Annotated in this window: 17 protein-coding genes; 9 read left to right on the top strand and 8 right to left on the bottom strand. The window is 39.2% G+C overall.

Annotation, left to right across the window (positions count from 1 at the left end):
- Positions 1-252 precede the first annotated feature (252 nt).
- Entirely contained in the window at positions 253-1,482 is a 1,230-nt protein-coding gene (locus HCG49_RS09025) for a nucleoside permease (RefSeq protein ID WP_168469205.1), read from the top strand.
- An 18-nt stretch (positions 1,483-1,500) separates the two neighbouring features.
- Positions 1,501-2,637 carry a Gfo/Idh/MocA family protein gene (locus HCG49_RS09020; protein ID WP_168469204.1) on the top strand — a complete coding sequence of 379 codons (1,137 nt, stop codon included), beginning with the start codon at positions 1,501-1,503 and terminating at the stop codon, positions 2,635-2,637.
- Positions 2,638-2,715: 78 nt separating this feature from the next.
- Here HCG49_RS09020 and HCG49_RS09015 read toward each other — a convergent pair whose 3' ends face one another.
- A complete protein-coding gene (locus tag HCG49_RS09015; RefSeq protein WP_168469203.1) occupies positions 2,716-3,174 on the bottom strand; it encodes an ASCH domain-containing protein in 459 nt (152 codons plus the stop codon).
- Between the two features lie 497 nt (positions 3,175-3,671).
- Here HCG49_RS09015 and HCG49_RS09010 point away from each other — a divergent pair, with 497 nt between their 5' ends.
- The 6 genes from HCG49_RS09010 (at position 3,672) to nadD (ending at position 8,888) form a co-directional block, all read left to right on the top strand.
- The gene (locus tag HCG49_RS09010) at positions 3,672-4,724 is read left to right on the top strand and encodes a sugar phosphate isomerase/epimerase family protein (RefSeq protein ID WP_168469202.1); all 1,053 of its coding nucleotides are present in this window, start codon (positions 3,672-3,674) and stop codon (positions 4,722-4,724) included.
- 21 nt (positions 4,725-4,745) lie between these two features.
- Entirely contained in the window at positions 4,746-5,504 is a 759-nt protein-coding gene (locus HCG49_RS09005; RefSeq protein WP_168469201.1) for a DUF1080 domain-containing protein, read from the top strand.
- 26 nt (positions 5,505-5,530) lie between these two features.
- Positions 5,531-6,346 carry a DUF1080 domain-containing protein gene (locus HCG49_RS09000; protein WP_168469200.1) on the top strand — a complete coding sequence of 272 codons (816 nt, stop codon included), beginning with the start codon at positions 5,531-5,533 and terminating at the stop codon, positions 6,344-6,346.
- A 429-nt stretch (positions 6,347-6,775) separates the two neighbouring features.
- On the top strand, positions 6,776-7,633 hold the full coding sequence (locus HCG49_RS08995) for a YicC/YloC family endoribonuclease (RefSeq protein WP_168469199.1): 858 nt from the start codon (positions 6,776-6,778) through the stop codon (positions 7,631-7,633).
- Positions 7,633-8,214, top strand: coding sequence for a guanylate kinase (gmk, locus tag HCG49_RS08990; protein WP_168469198.1), 582 nt, complete (start codon positions 7,633-7,635; stop codon positions 8,212-8,214). The genes HCG49_RS08995 and gmk overlap by 1 nt, the downstream gene beginning before the upstream one ends.
- A gap of 86 nt (positions 8,215-8,300) precedes the next feature.
- The gene (gene nadD, locus HCG49_RS08985; protein WP_168469197.1) at positions 8,301-8,888 is read left to right on the top strand and encodes a nicotinate (nicotinamide) nucleotide adenylyltransferase; all 588 of its coding nucleotides are present in this window, start codon (positions 8,301-8,303) and stop codon (positions 8,886-8,888) included.
- Positions 8,889-9,267: 379 nt separating this feature from the next.
- Here nadD and HCG49_RS08980 read toward each other — a convergent pair whose 3' ends face one another.
- The 7 genes from HCG49_RS08980 to HCG49_RS08950 all read right to left on the bottom strand — a co-directional run bounded on the left by HCG49_RS08980 (position 9,268) and on the right by HCG49_RS08950 (position 17,216).
- A complete protein-coding gene (locus HCG49_RS08980) occupies positions 9,268-11,535 on the bottom strand; it encodes an inorganic phosphate transporter (RefSeq protein WP_168469196.1) in 2,268 nt (755 codons plus the stop codon).
- 129 nt (positions 11,536-11,664) lie between these two features.
- Positions 11,665-12,327, bottom strand: coding sequence for a phosphate signaling complex protein PhoU (gene phoU / locus HCG49_RS08975; protein ID WP_168469195.1), 663 nt, complete (start codon positions 12,325-12,327; stop codon positions 11,665-11,667).
- 11 nt (positions 12,328-12,338) lie between these two features.
- On the bottom strand, positions 12,339-13,154 hold the full coding sequence (gene pstB, locus HCG49_RS08970; protein WP_410488991.1) for a phosphate ABC transporter ATP-binding protein PstB: 816 nt from the start codon (positions 13,152-13,154) through the stop codon (positions 12,339-12,341).
- Between the two features lie 2 nt (positions 13,155-13,156).
- Positions 13,157-14,011 (bottom strand): phosphate ABC transporter permease PstA, encoded by an 855-nt coding sequence (gene pstA / locus HCG49_RS08965; protein ID WP_168469193.1) that lies wholly within the window; start codon positions 14,009-14,011, stop codon positions 13,157-13,159.
- Positions 14,004-14,882: a phosphate ABC transporter permease subunit PstC gene (pstC, locus tag HCG49_RS08960; RefSeq protein ID WP_072762782.1), complete on the bottom strand. Its 879-nt coding sequence runs from the start codon at positions 14,880-14,882 to the stop codon at positions 14,004-14,006. The genes pstA and pstC overlap by 8 nt, the downstream gene beginning before the upstream one ends.
- A 67-nt stretch (positions 14,883-14,949) precedes the next feature.
- On the bottom strand, positions 14,950-15,894 hold the full coding sequence (locus HCG49_RS08955) for a PstS family phosphate ABC transporter substrate-binding protein (protein ID WP_168469192.1): 945 nt from the start codon (positions 15,892-15,894) through the stop codon (positions 14,950-14,952).
- A gap of 119 nt (positions 15,895-16,013) precedes the next feature.
- Positions 16,014-17,216, bottom strand: a complete 1,203-nt coding sequence (locus HCG49_RS08950) for a porin (protein ID WP_168469191.1) — start codon at positions 17,214-17,216, stop codon at positions 16,014-16,016.
- 333 nt (positions 17,217-17,549) lie between these two features.
- Here HCG49_RS08950 and dgt point away from each other — a divergent pair, with 333 nt between their 5' ends.
- Positions 17,550-18,893, top strand: coding sequence for a dGTP triphosphohydrolase (dgt, locus tag HCG49_RS08945; protein ID WP_168469190.1), 1,344 nt, complete (start codon positions 17,550-17,552; stop codon positions 18,891-18,893).
- The last annotated feature ends 3 nt before the right edge of the window (positions 18,894-18,896 follow it).

The raw sequence follows: 18,896 nt of genomic DNA, 5'->3' as shown, positions 1-18,896 counted from the left end.
GTACAGGCTTCCTGCGATTTCTTTATCAAAATCAAATCAATATTTTTGGAATTAGGATAGATGTTGATACTTTTGATCCTAGTTTGTGAAATACAAATTGAGTTATTGATATATCCTGAATCTGAAATGGAAATATATTAATTTTGGGGAGACATCCTTCAACAAGTGATAGCGTCCAAATTTTAAAAGTAATAAATGCACTTTTTTCATTTGGACATATTTTTTAAAAACGATAAACATATCTAGAAAAGCATGAAACTAAAGATTAAAATGCAATTGTCATTTATGATGTTCCTCGAATTTTTTATTTGGGGTGGCTGGTTTGTAACCTTGGGAACATTTTTGGACAAAAACCTAAGTGCCAACGGCGGAGAAATAGGAATGGCCTTCTCTACCCAATCTTGGGGAGCCATTATAGCTCCTTTTATTATTGGATTAATAGCAGACCGTTATTTTAATGCAGAGCGTATATTAGGGGTCTTGCATCTTCTGGGAGCGGTACTAATGTATCAAATGTATACTGCCGTTGATTTTGAAAGCTTTTATCCCTTTGTATTGGGGTATATGATATTATATATGCCAACTTTGGCCTTGGTAAACTCTATTTCCTTTAACCAAATGAAAAATCCAGCCAAGGAATTTTCATTTATTAGGGTGTTCGGAACCGTTGGATGGATTATAGCCGGACTCATCATTAGTTATGTTTTTCTTTGGGATTCTGCAGCATCTAGAGAGGCCGGAATGTTAAAGAACACTTTTTTAATGGTATCTATTGCTTCTTTAGTTTTGGGACTTTTTAGTTTTACACTTCCTAAAACTCCTCCTGTAGTAGCAAAAGACGAAAAAGTTTCTATAGGTAGTATACTAGGGCTAGACGCCTTAAAGCTTTTAAAGGACAGAAACTTTTTAATCTTCTTTATATCTTCTATCCTTATCTGTATTCCATTGGCATTCTATTACCAAAATGCGAATCCGTTTTTATCGGAAATAGGAATGGATAACCCAACAGGGAAAATGACGATAGGACAGGCATCAGAAGTGTTGTTTATGTTATTGTTGCCTTTCTTTTTTAAGAGGTTTGGTTTTAAAAACACCCTGATCGCAGGTATGTTGGCCTGGACGGTAAGATACCTACTGTTTGCTTATGGCAATGACGGGGATTTAGCCTTTATGCTTATCTTAGGGATTGCATTGCACGGAATTTGTTACGATTTCTTCTTTGTTTCTGGTCAGATATATACCGATTCTAAGGCAGGGGAAAAATATAAGAGTGCGGCGCAAGGGTTAATTACCTTGGCTACCTATGGAGTAGGAATGTTGATAGGGTTTTGGATCGCAGGAAAAGTTACCGATAGTTATTTGGTAAGTGCAGGGATTCACGATTGGGAAAGTATTTGGATCTTCCCAGCTCTTTTTGCTTTAGTAGTGATGATTCTGTTTACCATATTTTTCAAAAATGTTGAAGTAGAGTATAAAGAATAATTTAGAAAGAATAAGGTTATGAGTAAGAAAATTAAATTAGGTATTTTAGGAGGTGGAGGAGACTCTCTGATCGGAGTTCTACATAGAGTAGCGTCCTTTATTAATGATAATTATCAAATTGTAGGAGCTGTTTTTAATCCGAATTTCGAGGAAAATATGGCTTTTGCTAAACAAATAGACATCCCCACCGATCGTATTTATAAGGATTTTGACACCTTGATCGAAGAGGAGTTAAAGTTGCCAAAAGAAGATCGTATTCAGGTATGTTCTGTATTGACACCTAACTTTTTGCACTTCCCAATGGTGAAAAAGCTATTGGAAAACGGGTTTAATGTTATTTGCGAGAAGCCGATGACGACCACTTATGAGGAAGCTAAAATATTACAGGCTACCATGGAAAAGTCTAAGACGGTGTTTGCCCTTACCCATACCTATACTGGCTATCCTATGGTACGTCAAATGAGGGAAATGGTGAAGGCCGGTGCTATTGGAAAGGTTCATAAGGTCGATGCTAGTTACTACCAAGGCTGGATAAACCCTATTATTCACGACAAAGAGAAACGTGCTTCTACTTGGAGGTTAGATCCTAAAAAAGCCGGAATCAGTTGTTGTATTGCCGATATTGGGGTGCATGCCTTTAATATGATTGAGTATACTACTGGCTTAAGAATCAAATCTATCCTGGCCGATTTTAACTATGTGTACGATGACAACCCAATGGATGTCGACGGTACGGTATTGGTACGTATGGACAAACATGTAAAAGGATTGATCAGGTCTAGCCAGATTGCTACCGGGGAAGAAAACGGACTTTCTATTGCTATTTATGGCGATAAGGGAGGATTGCGATGGGAGCAAGAAAGCCCTAACCAATTATTTGTCCTAAGTGACGATAAGCCTTTACAAGTATACAAACCAGGGCATAGTTATAATTCGGAACTGTCTTTGGGAGGGACTAAATTACCTCCTGGGCATCCTGAAGGTATCTTTGATGCTATGGCCAATATCTATTTGGGCGTAGCCAAAGCTGTTCGTGGAGAAGCTTATAATGATGGTGAATTCCCGACCATGTTAGATGGTGTTCGCGGAATGGACTTTATAGAAAGCACAGTAACTTCCCATAAACAAGGGAATGTGTGGGTAGATTTACACTAAAAACTACACTGCTTAATGTTTAAATAAATAAGGCCGTCTTGTAAAGACGGCCTTATTTTATATTGGACCTATAGGGCGTTAAAAGACTTTTTCAAATTCTTGGCAAACGACAATCATACTCTCTTTTGGGACCTTGTTAAACGGTTTTAATTCTTCAGAAAATCGCTCCCAAGTGGCCTTTTTCCATGTTTCTAAACTGTGATCGCCTATGGCTTCTTTTAAAGCAAAGTCTTTAGTGATGCTATAAAAAGGTTTTAACTGCACTGCCGTAGTCCTTACAATACATTGCGCCTTTCCTTCCCAATTGGTAATGACCATAAATGACCCTATTTTTGGCAAAGACTCCTTACGGTGTTGTAGCCCTAGAAGGGAATAGGTAGTCGCTTTTTTTATTTGGTCAAGGACCAGGGCGGTACTCCTATTGGCTTCTAATTCAGTGTTGCAAAAGTGCAATACTTTTGGGGGGTCTACAAAAGCGTATTGCAAGTGGGCGTCCAAAAAATCGCCCCACATATGTCTGGCCGAACTGTTTTCCATTAAGAAGATTTACATTAGTTAATAGTTTCTTAGGTTATTCATTCCATACCAATAGCTGCTTTTTTAATCTCAATTTAACTTGGCACGGTATTTTGAAGTTTTAAGAGGCAATGACTCTTAACTTCTATGTTTTCAATAAACAAACAGTAGATAAAGGATCGTTTTGTGGTCGACCCAATAGTGGTTCCCGGATTCCTGTTGCTTATTCATTAGGTTATATTCTTATATTTCTATTGTAATTCCTATATTTATGACGTCTCTCTATATGGGGGTTTTTCGAAAGCTAATGACTTTAAATATAAGGTTTATTTTTTGATCCTATCAAGACAGATTTTAACATGTTCTATTCTTAATACTATTGATTTCAGTGTTTAGGATAGATTTCAATAATAGTGTAAATATAAACTGGGATTTTTGCTATAACAAAATGGTCTACGCCATGGCTTATAGGAATCCTATAGAAATACAAACGTTAATTATAACAATAAATTATATAGATGAAAACAATTAAGGGACCTGCGGTTTTTTTAGCACAATTTGTAGACGATAAAGCACCGTTTAATTCTTTGGATGGCATTTGTAAATGGGCATCCGACTTAGGGTATAAAGGGATTCAAATTCCTACTTGGGTCGACTATCTTATAGATTTGGACAAGGCGGCAGAAAGCCAGACATATTGTGACGAACTAAAGGGAAAGGTAAATTCGTACGGCTTAGAAATTACAGAGCTTTCTACCCACCTTCAAGGTCAATTGGTTGCGGTACACCCAGCATATGATTTAATGTTCGATAATTTTGCGCCAGATGCCGTAAAGAACAATCCAAAGGCACGTACGGAGTGGGCTGTGGAAGTGGTGAAAAAAGCAGCTACCGCTAGTAGAAGGTTGGGGATTACTGCCCACGCGACCTTTTCCGGGTCTTTGCTATGGCATACCATGCACCCTTGGCCACAACGCCCTGCAGGTTTAGTAGAAATGGGCTTCGAGGAATTGGCAAAAAGATGGTTGCCGATCTTGAATCACTTCGATAAGGAAGGCGTTGATGTCTGTTACGAAATACACCCAGGAGAAGACCTTCATGATGGGGATACCTTTGAGCGCTTTTTAGCAGCGACAGGAAACCACAAAAGGGTGAATATTTTGTACGATCCAAGTCACTTTGTATTGCAACAATTAGATTATATCACCTATATAGACCACTATCACGAATTCATTAAGTCGTTCCATGTAAAAGATTCCGAGTTCAATCCAACTGGGAAAAAAGGTGCTTTTGGTGGCTATAACGATTGGAGCGATCGCGCTGGGAGATACCGATCTTTAGGAGATGGGCAAATAGATTTTAAGACCATATTCTCTAAATTGACACAATACGGATGCGATGTTTGGGCAGTGATGGAATGGGAATGCTGTATTAAGAGCCCGGAACAAGGCGCTAGGGAAGGGGCCAAGTTTATCCAGGACCATATTATCGAAGCAACACAAAAAACCTTTGACGATTTTGCCGGAGGGGAAATAGATAAAAATGTATTAAAGAAAATACTTGGACTTTAATTAACCTCTAACATAAGCGACATGAAAAATTTATGGATAACAGCTTTCGCAGCGATATTGACAATAGGCTGCAAAGAAAAAACAACGAACACTTCTAAGGAGCAGCCCATGGAGAACGCCAAAACAGAGATGACCACAAGTTCCGAGCAAGGAGAATGGAAGGTTCTCTTTGATGGGACTAATTTTGACGCCTGGAAAGGGTATGGGCAAGAGGGGGTAGAAGATGCCTGGAAGATTGAAGAGGGAGCCATGGTTTTTTACCCTCCCAAGAAGCGTAAAGAAGGCGCCAATTACAACCTGGTATCCAAGGAAGAGTTTCGCAATTTTGTGTTGTCCATAGATTGGAAAATATCTGAAGGAGGTAACAGCGGTATTTTCTGGGGTGTCCAAGAAATACCTAGCCTATCCGAAGCCTACCAGTCCGGTCCGGAGATTCAGGTGCTGGATAACGAAAAACATCCAGATGCCAAAAACGGAACAACTCACCAAGCAGGAGCGCTTTACGATATGATAGCGCCAAGTAAGGACGTAACAAAACCTGTAGGGGAGTGGAATACTTTTGTGATAACTGTAAACCACGATACCAACAAGGGAAGTGTAGTGCTTAACGATGAACTTATCGTAGAATTTCCGGTAAATGGAGAGCCATGGAATGAAATGGTAGAGAAATCTAAATTCAAAGGCTGGGAGCATTTTGGGAAATATGCCACCGGAAAAATAGGGCTACAAGACCATGGGGATATAGTTGCTTTTAAAAATATTAAAATAAAAAGTCTATAAACTGTATTGACTTCTAATAAAAAATAATGAAACATATCTATATTATTGCCTGTGCCTTAGTCGTTTTTTCTTGTAAGGAAAAGGATCTTAAAGCAGCCGGCAACGGCAAAGAAATGGCCGAAGCAGTCCATGCCGATAAAGAGCATAAGGGCGAGGAACCCACTACACCCGAGGGGACCGAAGTTTATAAGCCGGTTCCGCCGAAGGTGCAACCAGGGGCCAAAATTAACGACGCCCCAAGCGATGCTATTGTACTTTTTAATGGGGAAAGCCTAGATCAATGGGTAAGTGCCAAAGATGGCAGCACGGCCCCATGGCACCTAAATAAGGACGGAAGTATGACCGTAAAGGACAAATCTGGCGACATACAGACTAAACAAGAATTTGGTAGCGTTCAATTGCATATCGAATGGAAATCGCCGGCAGACATCCAAGGCGAAAATCAAAGTAGGGCCAATAGCGGAGTGTTTTTACAAGGCTTGTACGAAATACAGGTGTTAGATAACAACAATAACGATACCTATGTAAACGGGCAGGTAGGGTCTATCTATAAGCAGCATGTGCCCTTAGCGATGGCATCGGTGCCTAGTGGAGAATGGAATACCTATGATATTATTTATCACGCGCCAGAGTTTAATTCGGAAGGTGAAAAAATAAAATCGGGAACCCTTACACTGCTACACAACGGTATCTTGGTACAAGACCACGTAGAAATAAAAGGAACCACTCCATATATTGGATGGCCTAAAAATCCACCGCACGGAAAGGGGCCTATTAAGTTGCAAGACCATGGTGATAATAGCCGTGTAAGCTATCGCAATATTTGGGTAAGGGAACTATAGGTTATAAGAAACTAAGACTAGAAACCACACGCCCTACTGTTTGTTTTTTTAGATAATTTTGAAGTGTTTATTTCAAATTCGGGATCAAAAAAAATCTCCTTTTGGGTTATAGTACAGTAGGGCGTGTGGCCACTAGTAACTATAGGGGTGTTCAATTTTAAAGGCTTTCCAGAGGGTTTAAGGTTAAGGTCAATATAACTCAATCATTAGGGCGGTTGGTCTTCTAGAAGGAGGTATTGGATAGGGGAAATTGCCTTTTATGTAAGTTTGGAAAATATTGAAACTCAAGAATCCCAATAGAAAAGCCCGGAAATACGCCAAAAACAAGCCGTAGATCTATAAAGGGAGATATTTTACTTTTTTAGCCCTGATCCTTAAAAGTACAAAACCCTAATTTTACTTACCTTTGCCAAAATTTAAAGCAATTTTATGATTCAATCCATGACGGGTTTTGGAAAGCATGTAATACAACTTTCCACGAAGAAAATTACCATAGAGATTAAATCCCTTAATAGCAAAAATCTCGATTTAAATGCCCGAATTCCATCGGCCTATAGAGAAAAGGAATTGGAACTACGCAGAACTATTGCTAGTTCTTTGGAAAGGGGAAAAATAGATTTTGGACTGTATATTGAAAACACAGGAGGTGAAACCTTCTCTTTTGTCAATGAAGGGGTGGTACGCCAATATATGCAGCAATTAGGGAATATAGTCCCAGGTAACGAAATGGGCTTGTTAGAAATTGCCATGCGTATGCCCGATACCATGAAAACCGAACGCGAAGATATCAATCCAGAGGAATACTTGGTGATAAAGGATACCTTGACCAAGGCTTTAGAAGAGATAAATACTTTTAGGACTGAGGAAGGGAAAGTCTTGGAAGCCGACTTTTTAGCGAGGCTGGCAACATTAAATGATTTACTAGAACAAGTCGCTGCCATGGATCCAGATAGGTTGTTAACAATCAGGGAGCGTTTGGAAAAGGCGGTATCGGATCTAAAAACAGAATTGGATGCCAATCGATTTGAGCAAGAACTGATTTACTATTTGGAAAAATACGATATTACCGAAGAGAAGGTGCGTTTAAAAAATCACTTGGATTATTTTGGGAGTACCTTAAAGTCTGACGATTCTAACGGAAAGAAACTAGGATTTATCAGTCAGGAAATCGGAAGGGAAATCAATACGATAGGATCAAAGGCCAACTTTGCGCCTATGCAGCAATTGGTGGTACAGATGAAAGACGAATTGGAAAAGATTAAGGAACAAATGTTGAATGTATTGTAATGGCAGGAGGTAAATTAATAATTTTTTCTGCCCCTTCTGGCAGTGGAAAAACAACCATAGTAAAGCATTTATTATCAAAACCAGAACTTAATTTGGCTTTTTCTATTTCGGCAACTTCCCGACCTAGAAGAGGGAAAGAAAAGCACGGGGAACATTATTACTATATGTCCTTGTCCGAGTTTAAAAACCATATTAAGGCCGATGACTTTTTAGAGTGGGAAGAGGTATATCGCGATAATTTTTACGGAACCCTAAAAAGTGAGGTAGAACGTCTTTGGGCCGAAGGAAAGAATGTTATTTTTGATATAGACGTGGTCGGAGGATTGCGGATAAAAAAAACATTTCCCGACCAAACTTTGGCTGTTTTTGTAAAGCCGCCGAGCATTGACGAACTTAAGATCCGTTTAAAAAAGCGCAGTACCGAGTCCGAGGATAAAATAAATATGCGTATTGCCAAGGCATCGGTTGAACTGGCCACGGCACCACAGTTCGATAGCATTATAAAGAATTACGATTTAGACACTGCCTTAGAAGAAGCCCATACTTTGGTGGCTGAATTTTTGGGTGTAGAAAAAAAATAATAATATATCGGTCCTTCCCCGAGTACTAGATTGCGGGGAATGGCCGATAGTTGGTTTTGCTTAAAAAAGCGCGGTACAATTTCTATATGAAGAAAAAAATAGGACTCTACTTCGGGACATTTAACCCCATACACGTGGGGCATCTGATCATTGCCAATCATATGGTAGAATTTTCAGATCTGGAGGAGGTATGGTTTGTAGTAACGCCTCATAATCCGTTTAAGAAGAAAAGTTCTTTATTAGACGACTACCATCGTTATGATATGGTGTACGAGGCTACCAAGGAGTATCCTAAGTTAAAACCGAGTAATATTGAGTTTAAGCTACCGCAGCCCAATTATACGATCAATACCCTAGTGCATTTGGAGGAAAAATATCCTAACAAATACGATTTTGCGCTCATCATGGGGAGGGATAATTTAAAGAGTCTTCACAAGTGGAAGAATTATGAGGTTATTTTGGAGAATTATAGTATTTATGTTTACCCAAGAATAACCGAGGATGAAAATATTGCTGTCTTAAAAAACCATCCCAAAATTGTAGAGGTCGATGCCCCTATCATGGAAATATCTTCTACATTTATCCGTAAACAATTCAAAGCCGGTAAAAATATCAAGCCATTATTGCCTTTAACCGTTTGGGAGTATTTGGATAAAATGAATTTTTATCGCTAGTTAGACTGTACTGGGATTTCTAAATTTTTATACTGGTATATCCACATCAACTTTCAATAAACGCGCAGTAGATTTTGTTTAGCTTCTTTCTACGGGCTGCTTGTATCTTTTAGGTATGGCTGCTTTATTTCTACTATCTAATATTGAATAGCTCGCTGTAGCCTACTGCGTACAGAGCCTTTTTGTGCCGCTTTTAGTTTTACGGACTTGAATGTAGGCTTATTTTTTTAAACAAGCTTAAAAGCGATATTAAGGGCAAAAAAAACACCCTAATAGAATCATAGAGTCGACTGTTCCTAAGCTGAAGTGGTTTGTCGTTGCATATAAGGCAAAAAAAAACCGTAGCCTTGGCTACGGTTTTTTTTGTAAAGCTATTGAATTAAGGCTCTATGGTTGCTGGTTTTACAGAGCTGTCGTGTTCTAGGTAGTACAGTTCCAATAAGTTCATAGTAGCATTTATAAAATCCTTTGTTTCTAATAAAAAGGTAAAGTATAAAGTGGTGTTTTTTGGACTGGATTCTTCCGTACGTGTCCTAGCCACCTGCTTTTCTATTTTAGAGGAAACAAGGTCTAATAACTCTTGTTTGCTAGCCAATATAGAACCAATATTCTCAAAGGAACGAGTTTCGAAAGTGTGTTTTGTCTCACTTAACAAGGTATCTAGTTTTAGGTCTATCTCCTTTAGTTCCTTAATTTGGTTATACTTTAATTTTTTGTGATTGTTGTGAATATGCTTGTGGCTTATCTTGGTCAAATATTCCAAAGATTGGGCCATATCCTGTAGGTATCCTAATATGTTGATATAGAAATTACTGGCTCCAACACTGGCATCGTCCAGGTTTTTGATAAAGTAAAAAATATGATCCCTTAGTTCATCTACTTCATCAGAAAGTTTAACAACGCCTTTCTTGTTCTTTTTCAACATATCCAAATCTTGCTTGGCAAGACCATCAATGGTATTGGTGAAAATCTTGTTACTTCGTTTGGCAACGTTAGAGATGTTGTTGGCACTTTCTTCGATAACACCTTGTATAGAACTGCTTTCTGCCTTTCTAAGGCTGTCTTCGGCTCTTATCTCTTTAGATTTTTTATTGTGAGAGATATAGTTTCTCACCAATAAAAATACCGCTATCAATAATAAGATGGCCAACATAGAAGGCACATGGATATTTAATAGGTAAACGATTACTGCGGCAGAAATAAAGGCGATAAAGGCTGTAAAAAACCAACCTCCAATTACATTTAATACTCCAGCTACCCTGTAAACGGCACTTTCCGCACCCCAGGCCCTATCGGCCAAGGACGTACCCATCGCAACCATAAAGGTAACGTAGGTTGTAGATAATGGTAATTTATAAGAGGTCGCAATAGAAATCAATACCCCGGCTACCATTAAGTTTACTGCAGCCCTTACCATATCAAAAGCCGGCAATTCATAGGTTTTGTCCTTAGATAAGGCGATGACCGGTTTTTGAAAATTCAAATCGATTTTTTTCTGTAATGAATTTGGGATTAGGGCGTTTGCCCCTGCAGACAGTAACATAGCGGTCCTTACGATGCCACGTGATAGGAAATTGGGCTGGAAACGCTCTTTAGATTCTCCTTCCCTGGAAAGGTTTATTTCGGTCTCTGCTACGTAACGTGCCTTTTTGGAAAACCATAAGGTGATAACCATGATCATTCCGGCAAGGAACAACAAAATTGTAGGGGTAGGTACTTTAGAGGCTAGGAAGTCCATCGGGAATTCCGTGGCCGGGATACCAGAGGCACTCCAAGCTTCAAAAGACTGCCATGCAGCGATCGGAACACCGATAAAGTTAACCAAGTCGTTTCCTGCAAAGGCCAATGCCAAGGCAAAGGTACCCGCAACAATGATAAGCTTGTAGATATCATATTTTAAAACGGAAGTGACAATATAGGAAATTGCTGAACACACAACAAGACTACCAACGATAATCACTTTGGTGCTGTGTTTAATAAAGTATAACACATCTTCACTGACAAAGGTGGCTCCTTTTAAACCTTTGATCAATATAAAATAAGTAATGGCCGTTAAAGCAACACCTCCAAATAGGGCGCCTACCCATTTCGATTTTTTTCTAAAATCGAAAGAAAGTAATAAACGGGAAAAATATTGGACGAGTGCCCCAATAGTAAAGGCAATGATGACCGAGAGCAAAATCCCCAGTATTATTTCCGTTGCCTTGGATGTGTTAATATGGTTGTAAACATCCATATAATCGCCCGTTGTATTGGCAACTTTTATAAAGGCCATCGCTACGGCGGCTCCCAAAAGTTCAAAAACGATCGATACCGTAGTAGAGGTAGGCATTCCTATGGTATTGAAAAAATCCAGGAGAAGAATGTCGGTGATCATGACCGCCATAAAGATGATCATAATCTCACTGAACATAAATTCACTCGGATTAAAGATCCCCTTTCTGGCAACCTCCATCATTCCACTCGAAAAAATCGCTCCAATGGCAATTCCCAAGCTGGCAACGATCATAATGGTTCTAAAAGAAATAGCCTTAGATCCTATTGCAGAATTCAGGAAATTAACGGCATCATTACTAACGCCTACTACCAAATCTGCCGCTGCCAAAAAGACAAGGGCAATAATCATTAAGAAATATATATTATCCATAACTATTTGTTAAAAAGCAACGGTGCAAACCTAATTAAAACCTAACAATCTTGGATGTTAAAATGGCATTAATTTATAAAAAAATAGAGAGTGCCAATACATTACACAACAAGGGCATGGCCTTTATTCCTATTTTTTTTTCTTGTGTTTCACTACTTCGGCGTCTATATAAAATATTATCTCCTCGGCAATGTTTTTAAGCAGATCGCCTACTCTTTCCATTTTTTTTACTACAGAAAATAAAATCAAGGATTGTTTAATGACTGCAATATCCTTTTTTATTTCCTCTTCGATAATTCCAAAGGAGTCTCTATTGATCTGATCTAGGATCTTATCCTTTTTAAAGACTTTTCTGGCCAGGCTTACGTCTTTCTCCTCATAGGCGGTCGTAATATAGTCGAACATCTCCATGATGGTACTGTACATTTTTTCGAACTGTAGGACTTGGAGTAATTCGGGTTTAATTTTCTCGTCCATATCGTCTACATAGCGCGAAATACTATAGGCATGGTCGGCGATTCGTTCTAGGTCGAAATTAATTTTCCTGATAGCCATGACGAACCGTAAGTCTATGGCTACGGGATTGTACAGGGCCAAGAATTTTTCACAATCTTCCTCTATCTTAAGATCTAGGGCGTTAACACGGGCTTCCTTAGTGATGACTTCCTCTGCCAAATCGCTATCGTGCTCCATAAAAGCATCCTTTGCTTTTTCCATTTGGGATTTGCAAAGAGTAAGCATTTTAAAACCAGCTTGGTTTATAACGTCTCGTTGGTGGGTTGCATTTGCCATATACAAATTGTTTATCCGAACCTACCGGTAATGTAGTTTTCGGTTTGTTTTTTTTCTGGGTTAGTAAAGATATTCTTTGTTTTATTAAATTCTATGAGTTCCCCCAGGTAGAAAAAGGCAGTATAATCACTGATTCTACTGGCTTGTTGCATATTATGGGTAACAATAACAATGGTATATTTCTGTTTTAGCTGAAATATAAGTTCTTCAATTTTTGCCGTAGAAATAGGGTCTAATGCAGAGGTAGGTTCGTCCATTAAAATAATGGAAGGTTCTACCGCCAAGGTCCTTGCAATGCACAAGCGTTGTTGTTGTCCTCCTGAAAGGGCCAGTCCCGATTTTTTTAAATCGTCCTTAACTTCCTCCCATAATCCTACTTGTTTCAAAGAAGAAATTACACGGTCATTAATCAACTGTTTGTCCTTGATGCCTTGTATTTTTAGGCCATAGGCGACATTGTCGAATATTGATTTTGGAAAGGGGTTTGGTTTTTGAAAAACCATTCCCACCTCCTTGCGCAACTCTTCTACATTCACATTTTTCTTGTAAATGTTTTGTCCGTTGATCTTAATTTTTCCTTCTAGAGAAAATCCGTCTACATAATCGTTCATCCTATTGAATAGGCGAAGGAAAGTAGATTTTCCACATCCTGATGGGCCAATAAAAGCAGTTACTGTATTAGGTTTAATACTCATGCTAATGCCTTTGATGGCATTAAATTCTTCGTACCATACCTTAATATTTTTGGTTTCTATTTTCGGGGTCTTTTTAAGGCTAGTATCGACAATGCTATCTAGTACTACATCTTTTTTCTTTGGATTCTCCATAGTTATTTCCATTTCTTTTGCCATTTATTTCTAAAGTATACCGCTATACCGTTCATTATAAAAGTGATGCCCAATAATATGATAATCGCAGCGGCGGCGTTTTCTATAAACCCTGCTTGTGGCCTAGAGATCCAATTGAATATTTGGATGGGCATGACCGAAAATTCATCCATGGGGCTTTGAGGTGCAAAGGGCACATAGGCCAAAGCTCCCACGACTATTAAAGGGGCTGTCTCTCCCACAGCTCTGGAAAGGGCCAAAATGACCCCGGTAAGGATTCCTCCTCCCGAAGCGGGAAGAATTTGGTGCCAGATAGTTTGCCATTTGGAGGCTCCCAAGGCAAAGGAAGCATCTTTAATAGATTGTGGCACCGCTTTAATAGCTTCTCTTGTCGATACGATTACGATAGGAAGTATCAGCAGGGACAAGGTTAAACTACCTGCTAGGACACTAGCTCCCAAATTCATGATTCTTACAAATACTTCCAATCCCAAAAGCCCGTATATGATAGATGGGACACCGGCTAAATTAGAGATGTTGATTTCTAACAATCCGGCAAGTTTGTTATTCTTGGCGTATTCTTCCAAATAAATACCAGCAGCAACGCCAACCGGGAAGGCTATGATGGTAGTAAGGGCTAAAATCCAGATACTCCCCATTAAGGCGGTATAGATACCGGAGTTTTCGGCCTTTCGAGAAGGAAGGTCGGTTATAAAGTCCCAATCGATCCTACGAATACCATCAATAAGAATGTCGCCGATAAAAATGGTCAACAACACCAATCCTATCATGGTACAGAAAATACCCCAGAATTTGAAAGCCTGGTCTTTCCACCTATTTTTTTGAATGTTATTCATATTTCTCCTGGTATTTTTTTCTAATTCTATAACTCAATGTGTTCAACAAGAAGGTAAACGTAAATAAGGTGATCCCTGCTGCAAATATCGTTCGGTACTCTAGGGATCCGTGCTGTACATCCCCCAAGCTTACCTGTACAATATAGGCGGTAATTGTCTCTACCGGTACTGTAGGGTCTAGGGTTAGTCTTGGTTGTTGACCGGCCGCTATCGCTACAATCATGGTTTCCCCAATAGCTCTTGAAATAGCTAAAATTATGGAGACGATGATTCCGGAGGAGGCTGCGGGAACAATGACCTTAAAGGCCGTCTGTAATTTTGTAGCACCCATACCATAAGAAGCTTCACGAAGGGAAGCAGGAACGGCATGTAAGGCATCCTCACTGATAGAAGATATATAAGGAATAATCATGATCCCCATCACTATTCCGGCAGAAAGGGAGTTAAAGCCGGCAAGATCGGGAAAGAATCCTTGTAAAAAAGGCGTTACTACTACCAAGGCAAAGAAACCATAAACTACGGTAGGGATAGAGGCCAATAGCTCTAATAAAGGTTTAACGGCTTTTCTAAAAGCTTTAGGGGCGTATTCGCTTAAGTAAATACTTATGGTCAACCCAATAGGCAAGGCCACGGATATCGCAATAAAAGAAGTGAGCAAGGTTCCAGAGAGCAGGGGCAATATCCCAAAGTGTTTCTCGGTAAACAATGGGGTCCATTGGGTGTCGGTTAAAAAATCGAAAATGGAAACCTCACTGAAGAATTGAATGGCTTCAATAGAAAGTACTAATATAATGCCCAGAGTTACGGCAATGGTTATTAAGGCGCTTGTCATAAGCGTTTTCTCAATAATAAGCTCTTTTATTTTGCGCATGGAAGCAGGTTTAAAAAAAGAAAATCAGGAGCAGGATAACTCCTGATTTTCGAAATAAATCTGGATTTTATTGATTGTCGGCAACAAAAGATTTAAAACTTTCTTTTTGTTGTGTGTACTTTTCTTCTGGTAGTGGAATGTATCCTACATCCGTTGCCAATTCTCCTGCAGTTTCCAAGTAGAAGTTTACAAACTCAACTACTTCAGGCGATTTTACAGAAGTACTGTTAACGTATACGAACAAGGGTCTAGACAAAGGAGAATACGTGCCGTTCTTAACAGTTTCTAAGCTCGGTTTTACGACCTCGGTCCCATTATGAACCCCTATGAGGGTTAATTTGTCCTTGTTTTCAGAATAGTAGGCCAATCCAAAGAATCCAAGCGAATATTTATCGCCAGAAATACCTTGTACCAAAACATGGTCGTCTTCACTGGCCGTAAAGTCACCTCTACTAGAACCGCTTTTTCCAACAACGGCTTCCGTGAAATAGTCATAAGTTCCGGAAGCAACACCAGGACCGTACAAATGTATTTCTTCGTCAGGCCACTCTGGACGGATCTGATTCCATTTCATGATGGTTCCCTGTGCTGCAGGCTCCCATATTTTCTTTAATTCTTCAATTGTAAAGCTGTCTACCCATGTGTTTTCCGGGTTTACCAATACTGCCAAACCATCATAAGCTACTTCTAACTCTAGGTAATTGATGTTATTTTCTTTACAAATGGCAATTTCTTTGTCCTTAATAGGACGCGAAGCATTGGAAATATTGGTTTCGCCTCTAGAAAACTTTTGGAATCCACCTCCAGTACCAGACACTCCTATGGTAACCTTTACATCGGGCTGTACATTTCTAAATTCCTCGGCAACAGCTTCTGACACAGGGAATACGGTACTGGAACCATCTATTTTAATGGTGCCATTCAATGCGTGCGCATCTCCTTTTTTCTCATTCTTACTTCCGCAGGCACCTAAGGTCAAGGCCAGGGATAGGATACAAACAACTTTTTTCATGTTATCTTTTGGATTTATATTGTATAAATAATTTTTAAAATTAGATACTTTAAAGTCGGGCCGGGTTAACTGAAGGTTAAGAAGCTATGGACCTTAAGTGATTGGTTGTAAATTATTGTTTAGAAATGAATATCCATTTGAAGGCGGAACATAAGTTCGTCCTTGCCGGCATCTAGGGATAAGTAACTTATATCTGACTGAACCTTTAATTTATGCCCAGCAATATATTTTGACAACCCTAGGGTGTATTGGTTTTCCGGTGTTTTTCCGGTAATATCCTGATCTAGGGTAATATTGGTATATCTTCCAGAAACCTCCCAGTTTTTCTTAAATAGATAGCCTGTTTGTAGGTTTAATCCGCTTCCTACCTGTACTTCATCACCCGTTAGCGTACCGTCAGAATTTTTAGCTAAGGGATCTTTGGCATCTCTATGTGCGTATTCGCCCATAAATGAAAAGCCATTATATTTAAACATGGCGTCTAAAAAGAAGGTACTGATGTTAGTGGAGTAAAATCCGCTTTCGTCGTCAATGGTCATATAAGAACCTTGGTTACTTCTGTTTTTTACGGCATCTTGGTTAAAGTCGTAAGTTGCTCCGATCATTAATTTTGGCGATGGCTCTCTTTCTAAATCTCCTCCTTGGTAATCTCCCTTAAAGGTTCCAAAAGGTAAAAGCTCTAGTCTTGAGGTGTATTGGTAACCACCTAAATTGGCAGAAGTAATGTTTCGGCCTTCACCTTGGGAAATCGCAAATTTTTCGCGAATCACAAAGTTATCGCTTACATTGATCTGGTGTCTTAACTGTATCCCGATATCCCTGTCTAAGTTGAACCTGCTATTTAATAGAGAACGGTCTACCATTTGTAGGTTGGCAGAAGATACTACACGCTCTAAATTCCCTGGAAGTTTGGTTTGTCCCACCCAAAGGTCAAAATTCTCATAGAAGTTCCATTTGGCAACGGCATCTAAAATATATCTTGGCGCATTGCTGGTGAATTCCGAAGCCCCTGATATATCCCTATTCGATAGGCCTAACTCTACTTTATATCTTAATTTTGGAGAGTAGGCGAACCCTTCAAATTTTAATCTTGATCTGCGGATCATAAAACGAGTCTCGGGATCAACAAGGTCGTTGTTATTTCCTTCTTCCCAATTGGCTATGCCTAGAATTTGCATTCTAAAGCCAATCTTCATACTAAAAGTACTGTCTTTTCCAACTAAATTAAATAACCCTTTTCCAAAAGCAGGAGCATTGCTGTCCTGGGCAAAGGATGTCGAAATAGCAAATAATAATGTGATTACTAGGATCTTAATTTTCATTTTTATTAGTTTTTGTCGCTGCAAAGAACTAACAGTAATGTTAACTTAAGGTTAACTGAAAAACAATTTTACTTTAAGTAAAAAAGCTACCTTGGCCAGAGGTAGCTTTATTGATCTTCAATAATTTAGTCGACAAAAACTAATAATTTAAGGAAAATCAGCTTTGTCTTAAGACGAGTGCTAAATTCGCCTTTATTGTTAAAGTTGGTGTAACCTCAATATTAATTTAATATTAAGCTTGCTGTTTTCTCAATAAGAAGGGAGTTTCAAGACCTTGTTTAAATTATGTAGAAAAGTGTTAATCGTGTATATTGCATGTATTAATAAGCAGTTATGAATTGGGAGCAACTACTATCGTTAAAACGATTTGGAGACAAACATAAAAGGATTAGAAAGGAACAGGACGAAACCCGTTTGGGCTTTGAGGTCGATTATGACCGGGTCATATTTTCCTCGGCTTTTAGAAGTTTACAAGATAAGACACAGGTGATACCGCTTTCGAAAACAGATTTTGTACACACCCGTTTAACCCATAGTTTAGAAGTTTCTGTCGTTGGGAGAAGTCTTGGTCGGATCGCGGGCCGGAAAATATTAGAGAAGCATCCTTATTTACGGGAGATACACGGATATCAATTTAACGATTTTGGTGCAATCGTTGCTGCGGCGGCTTTGGCACACGATATTGGGAACCCACCCTTTGGGCATAGCGGCGAAAAAGCAATAGGGGAATATTTTAAGACGGGGAAGGGGCAACAATATGCGGCGGTATTATCGGAAAAAGAATTTCAGGACATCGCCGATTTTGAGGGAAATGCCAATGGTTTTAAACTATTGTCGGAATCGCGCACCGGGGTAGCGGGCGGACTAAGGCTTAGTTATGCCACCTTGGGGGCTTTTATGAAGTATCCCAAAGAATCCCTGCCTATAAAACCTACCAAACACATTGCCGATAAAAAGTTTGGCTTCTTTCAGTCTGATGTGGCTTCTTTTGAAGAAATAGCCAAGGAATTGGGACTTATACAGACTAGAAGTGGCAAGGATATCGGCTATTGCAGACACCCCTTGACCTTTTTGGTAGAAGCAGCAGACGATATTTGTTATACCATCATAGATTTTGAGGATGGTATTAACCTAGGACTTATTTCAGAGGACTACGCCTTGGAATATCTTATAAAATTGGTGAAAGACTCCATTAATATTCAGAAATACCACGAGTTGGTGTATCGGGAAGATAGGATAAGCTATTTAAGGGCCTTGGCCATTAATACCTTAATTACGGATGCTATCGATGTTTTTGTGGCCCATGAAGCAGAAATATTAAAGGGAGAATTTACGGTGTCCTTATTAGAAAAGAGCAAATTTAAGGCTCAAATAAACGACATCATTGACCTCAGTGTACGAAAGATATACGATTCGCAAGAAGTGATCGAAAAGGAAATAGCCGGTTATAAGGTGATATCCGATATTCTAGAGGTGTATACTACCGCCTTGATTAGGGACCGGGAGGGAAACAGTTCTAATTACGACCATCTGATGATATCTACCCTGCCCGAATTTTACAGGCAGAGCGATACCTCTGTATATAATATTTTATTAAATACTTGTTGCTATGTAGCTAGCTTATCGGATAGTGCTGCAGTACATATTCACAATAAAATTATGGGAAAAACACTCTAGTTC

This window comes from Arenibacter sp. 6A1, from assembly GCF_012272855.1.
In the GTDB taxonomy this organism is placed as follows: domain Bacteria; phylum Bacteroidota; class Bacteroidia; order Flavobacteriales; family Flavobacteriaceae; genus Arenibacter.
Note: the sequence above shows the minus strand (reverse complement) of the source record. Positions and strands in the feature narration are given on the sequence as shown.

What these genes read in the sequence shown, in the direction of transcription:
- pstA (WP_168469193.1), bottom strand. Translation starts at nt 14,011, where the DNA reads ATGAATAACATTCAAAAAAATAGGTGGAAAGACCAGGCTTTCAAATTC.
- HCG49_RS08980 (WP_168469196.1), bottom strand. Translation starts at nt 11,535, where the DNA reads ATGGATAATATATATTTCTTAATGATTATTGCCCTTGTCTTTTTGGCA.
- pstB (WP_410488991.1), bottom strand. Translation starts at nt 13,154, where the DNA reads ATGGAGAATCCAAAGAAAAAAGATGTAGTACTAGATAGCATTGTCGAT.
- HCG49_RS08955 (WP_168469192.1), bottom strand. Translation starts at nt 15,894, where the DNA reads ATGAAAAAAGTTGTTTGTATCCTATCCCTGGCCTTGACCTTAGGTGCC.
- gmk (WP_168469198.1), top strand. Translation starts at nt 7,633, where the DNA reads ATGGCAGGAGGTAAATTAATAATTTTTTCTGCCCCTTCTGGCAGTGGA.
- HCG49_RS09000 (WP_168469200.1), top strand. Translation starts at nt 5,531, where the DNA reads ATGAAACATATCTATATTATTGCCTGTGCCTTAGTCGTTTTTTCTTGT.
- HCG49_RS08950 (WP_168469191.1), bottom strand. Translation starts at nt 17,216, where the DNA reads ATGAAAATTAAGATCCTAGTAATCACATTATTATTTGCTATTTCGACA.
- HCG49_RS09010 (WP_168469202.1), top strand. Translation starts at nt 3,672, where the DNA reads ATGAAAACAATTAAGGGACCTGCGGTTTTTTTAGCACAATTTGTAGAC.
- HCG49_RS08995 (WP_168469199.1), top strand. Translation starts at nt 6,776, where the DNA reads ATGATTCAATCCATGACGGGTTTTGGAAAGCATGTAATACAACTTTCC.
- pstC (WP_072762782.1), bottom strand. Translation starts at nt 14,882, where the DNA reads ATGCGCAAAATAAAAGAGCTTATTATTGAGAAAACGCTTATGACAAGC.
- dgt (WP_168469190.1), top strand. Translation starts at nt 17,550, where the DNA reads ATGAATTGGGAGCAACTACTATCGTTAAAACGATTTGGAGACAAACAT.
- HCG49_RS09015 (WP_168469203.1), bottom strand. Translation starts at nt 3,174, where the DNA reads ATGGAAAACAGTTCGGCCAGACATATGTGGGGCGATTTTTTGGACGCC.
- nadD (WP_168469197.1), top strand. Translation starts at nt 8,301, where the DNA reads ATGAAGAAAAAAATAGGACTCTACTTCGGGACATTTAACCCCATACAC.
- phoU (WP_168469195.1), bottom strand. Translation starts at nt 12,327, where the DNA reads ATGGCAAATGCAACCCACCAACGAGACGTTATAAACCAAGCTGGTTTT.
- HCG49_RS09005 (WP_168469201.1), top strand. Translation starts at nt 4,746, where the DNA reads ATGAAAAATTTATGGATAACAGCTTTCGCAGCGATATTGACAATAGGC.
- HCG49_RS09020 (WP_168469204.1), top strand. Translation starts at nt 1,501, where the DNA reads ATGAGTAAGAAAATTAAATTAGGTATTTTAGGAGGTGGAGGAGACTCT.
- HCG49_RS09025 (WP_168469205.1), top strand. Translation starts at nt 253, where the DNA reads ATGAAACTAAAGATTAAAATGCAATTGTCATTTATGATGTTCCTCGAA.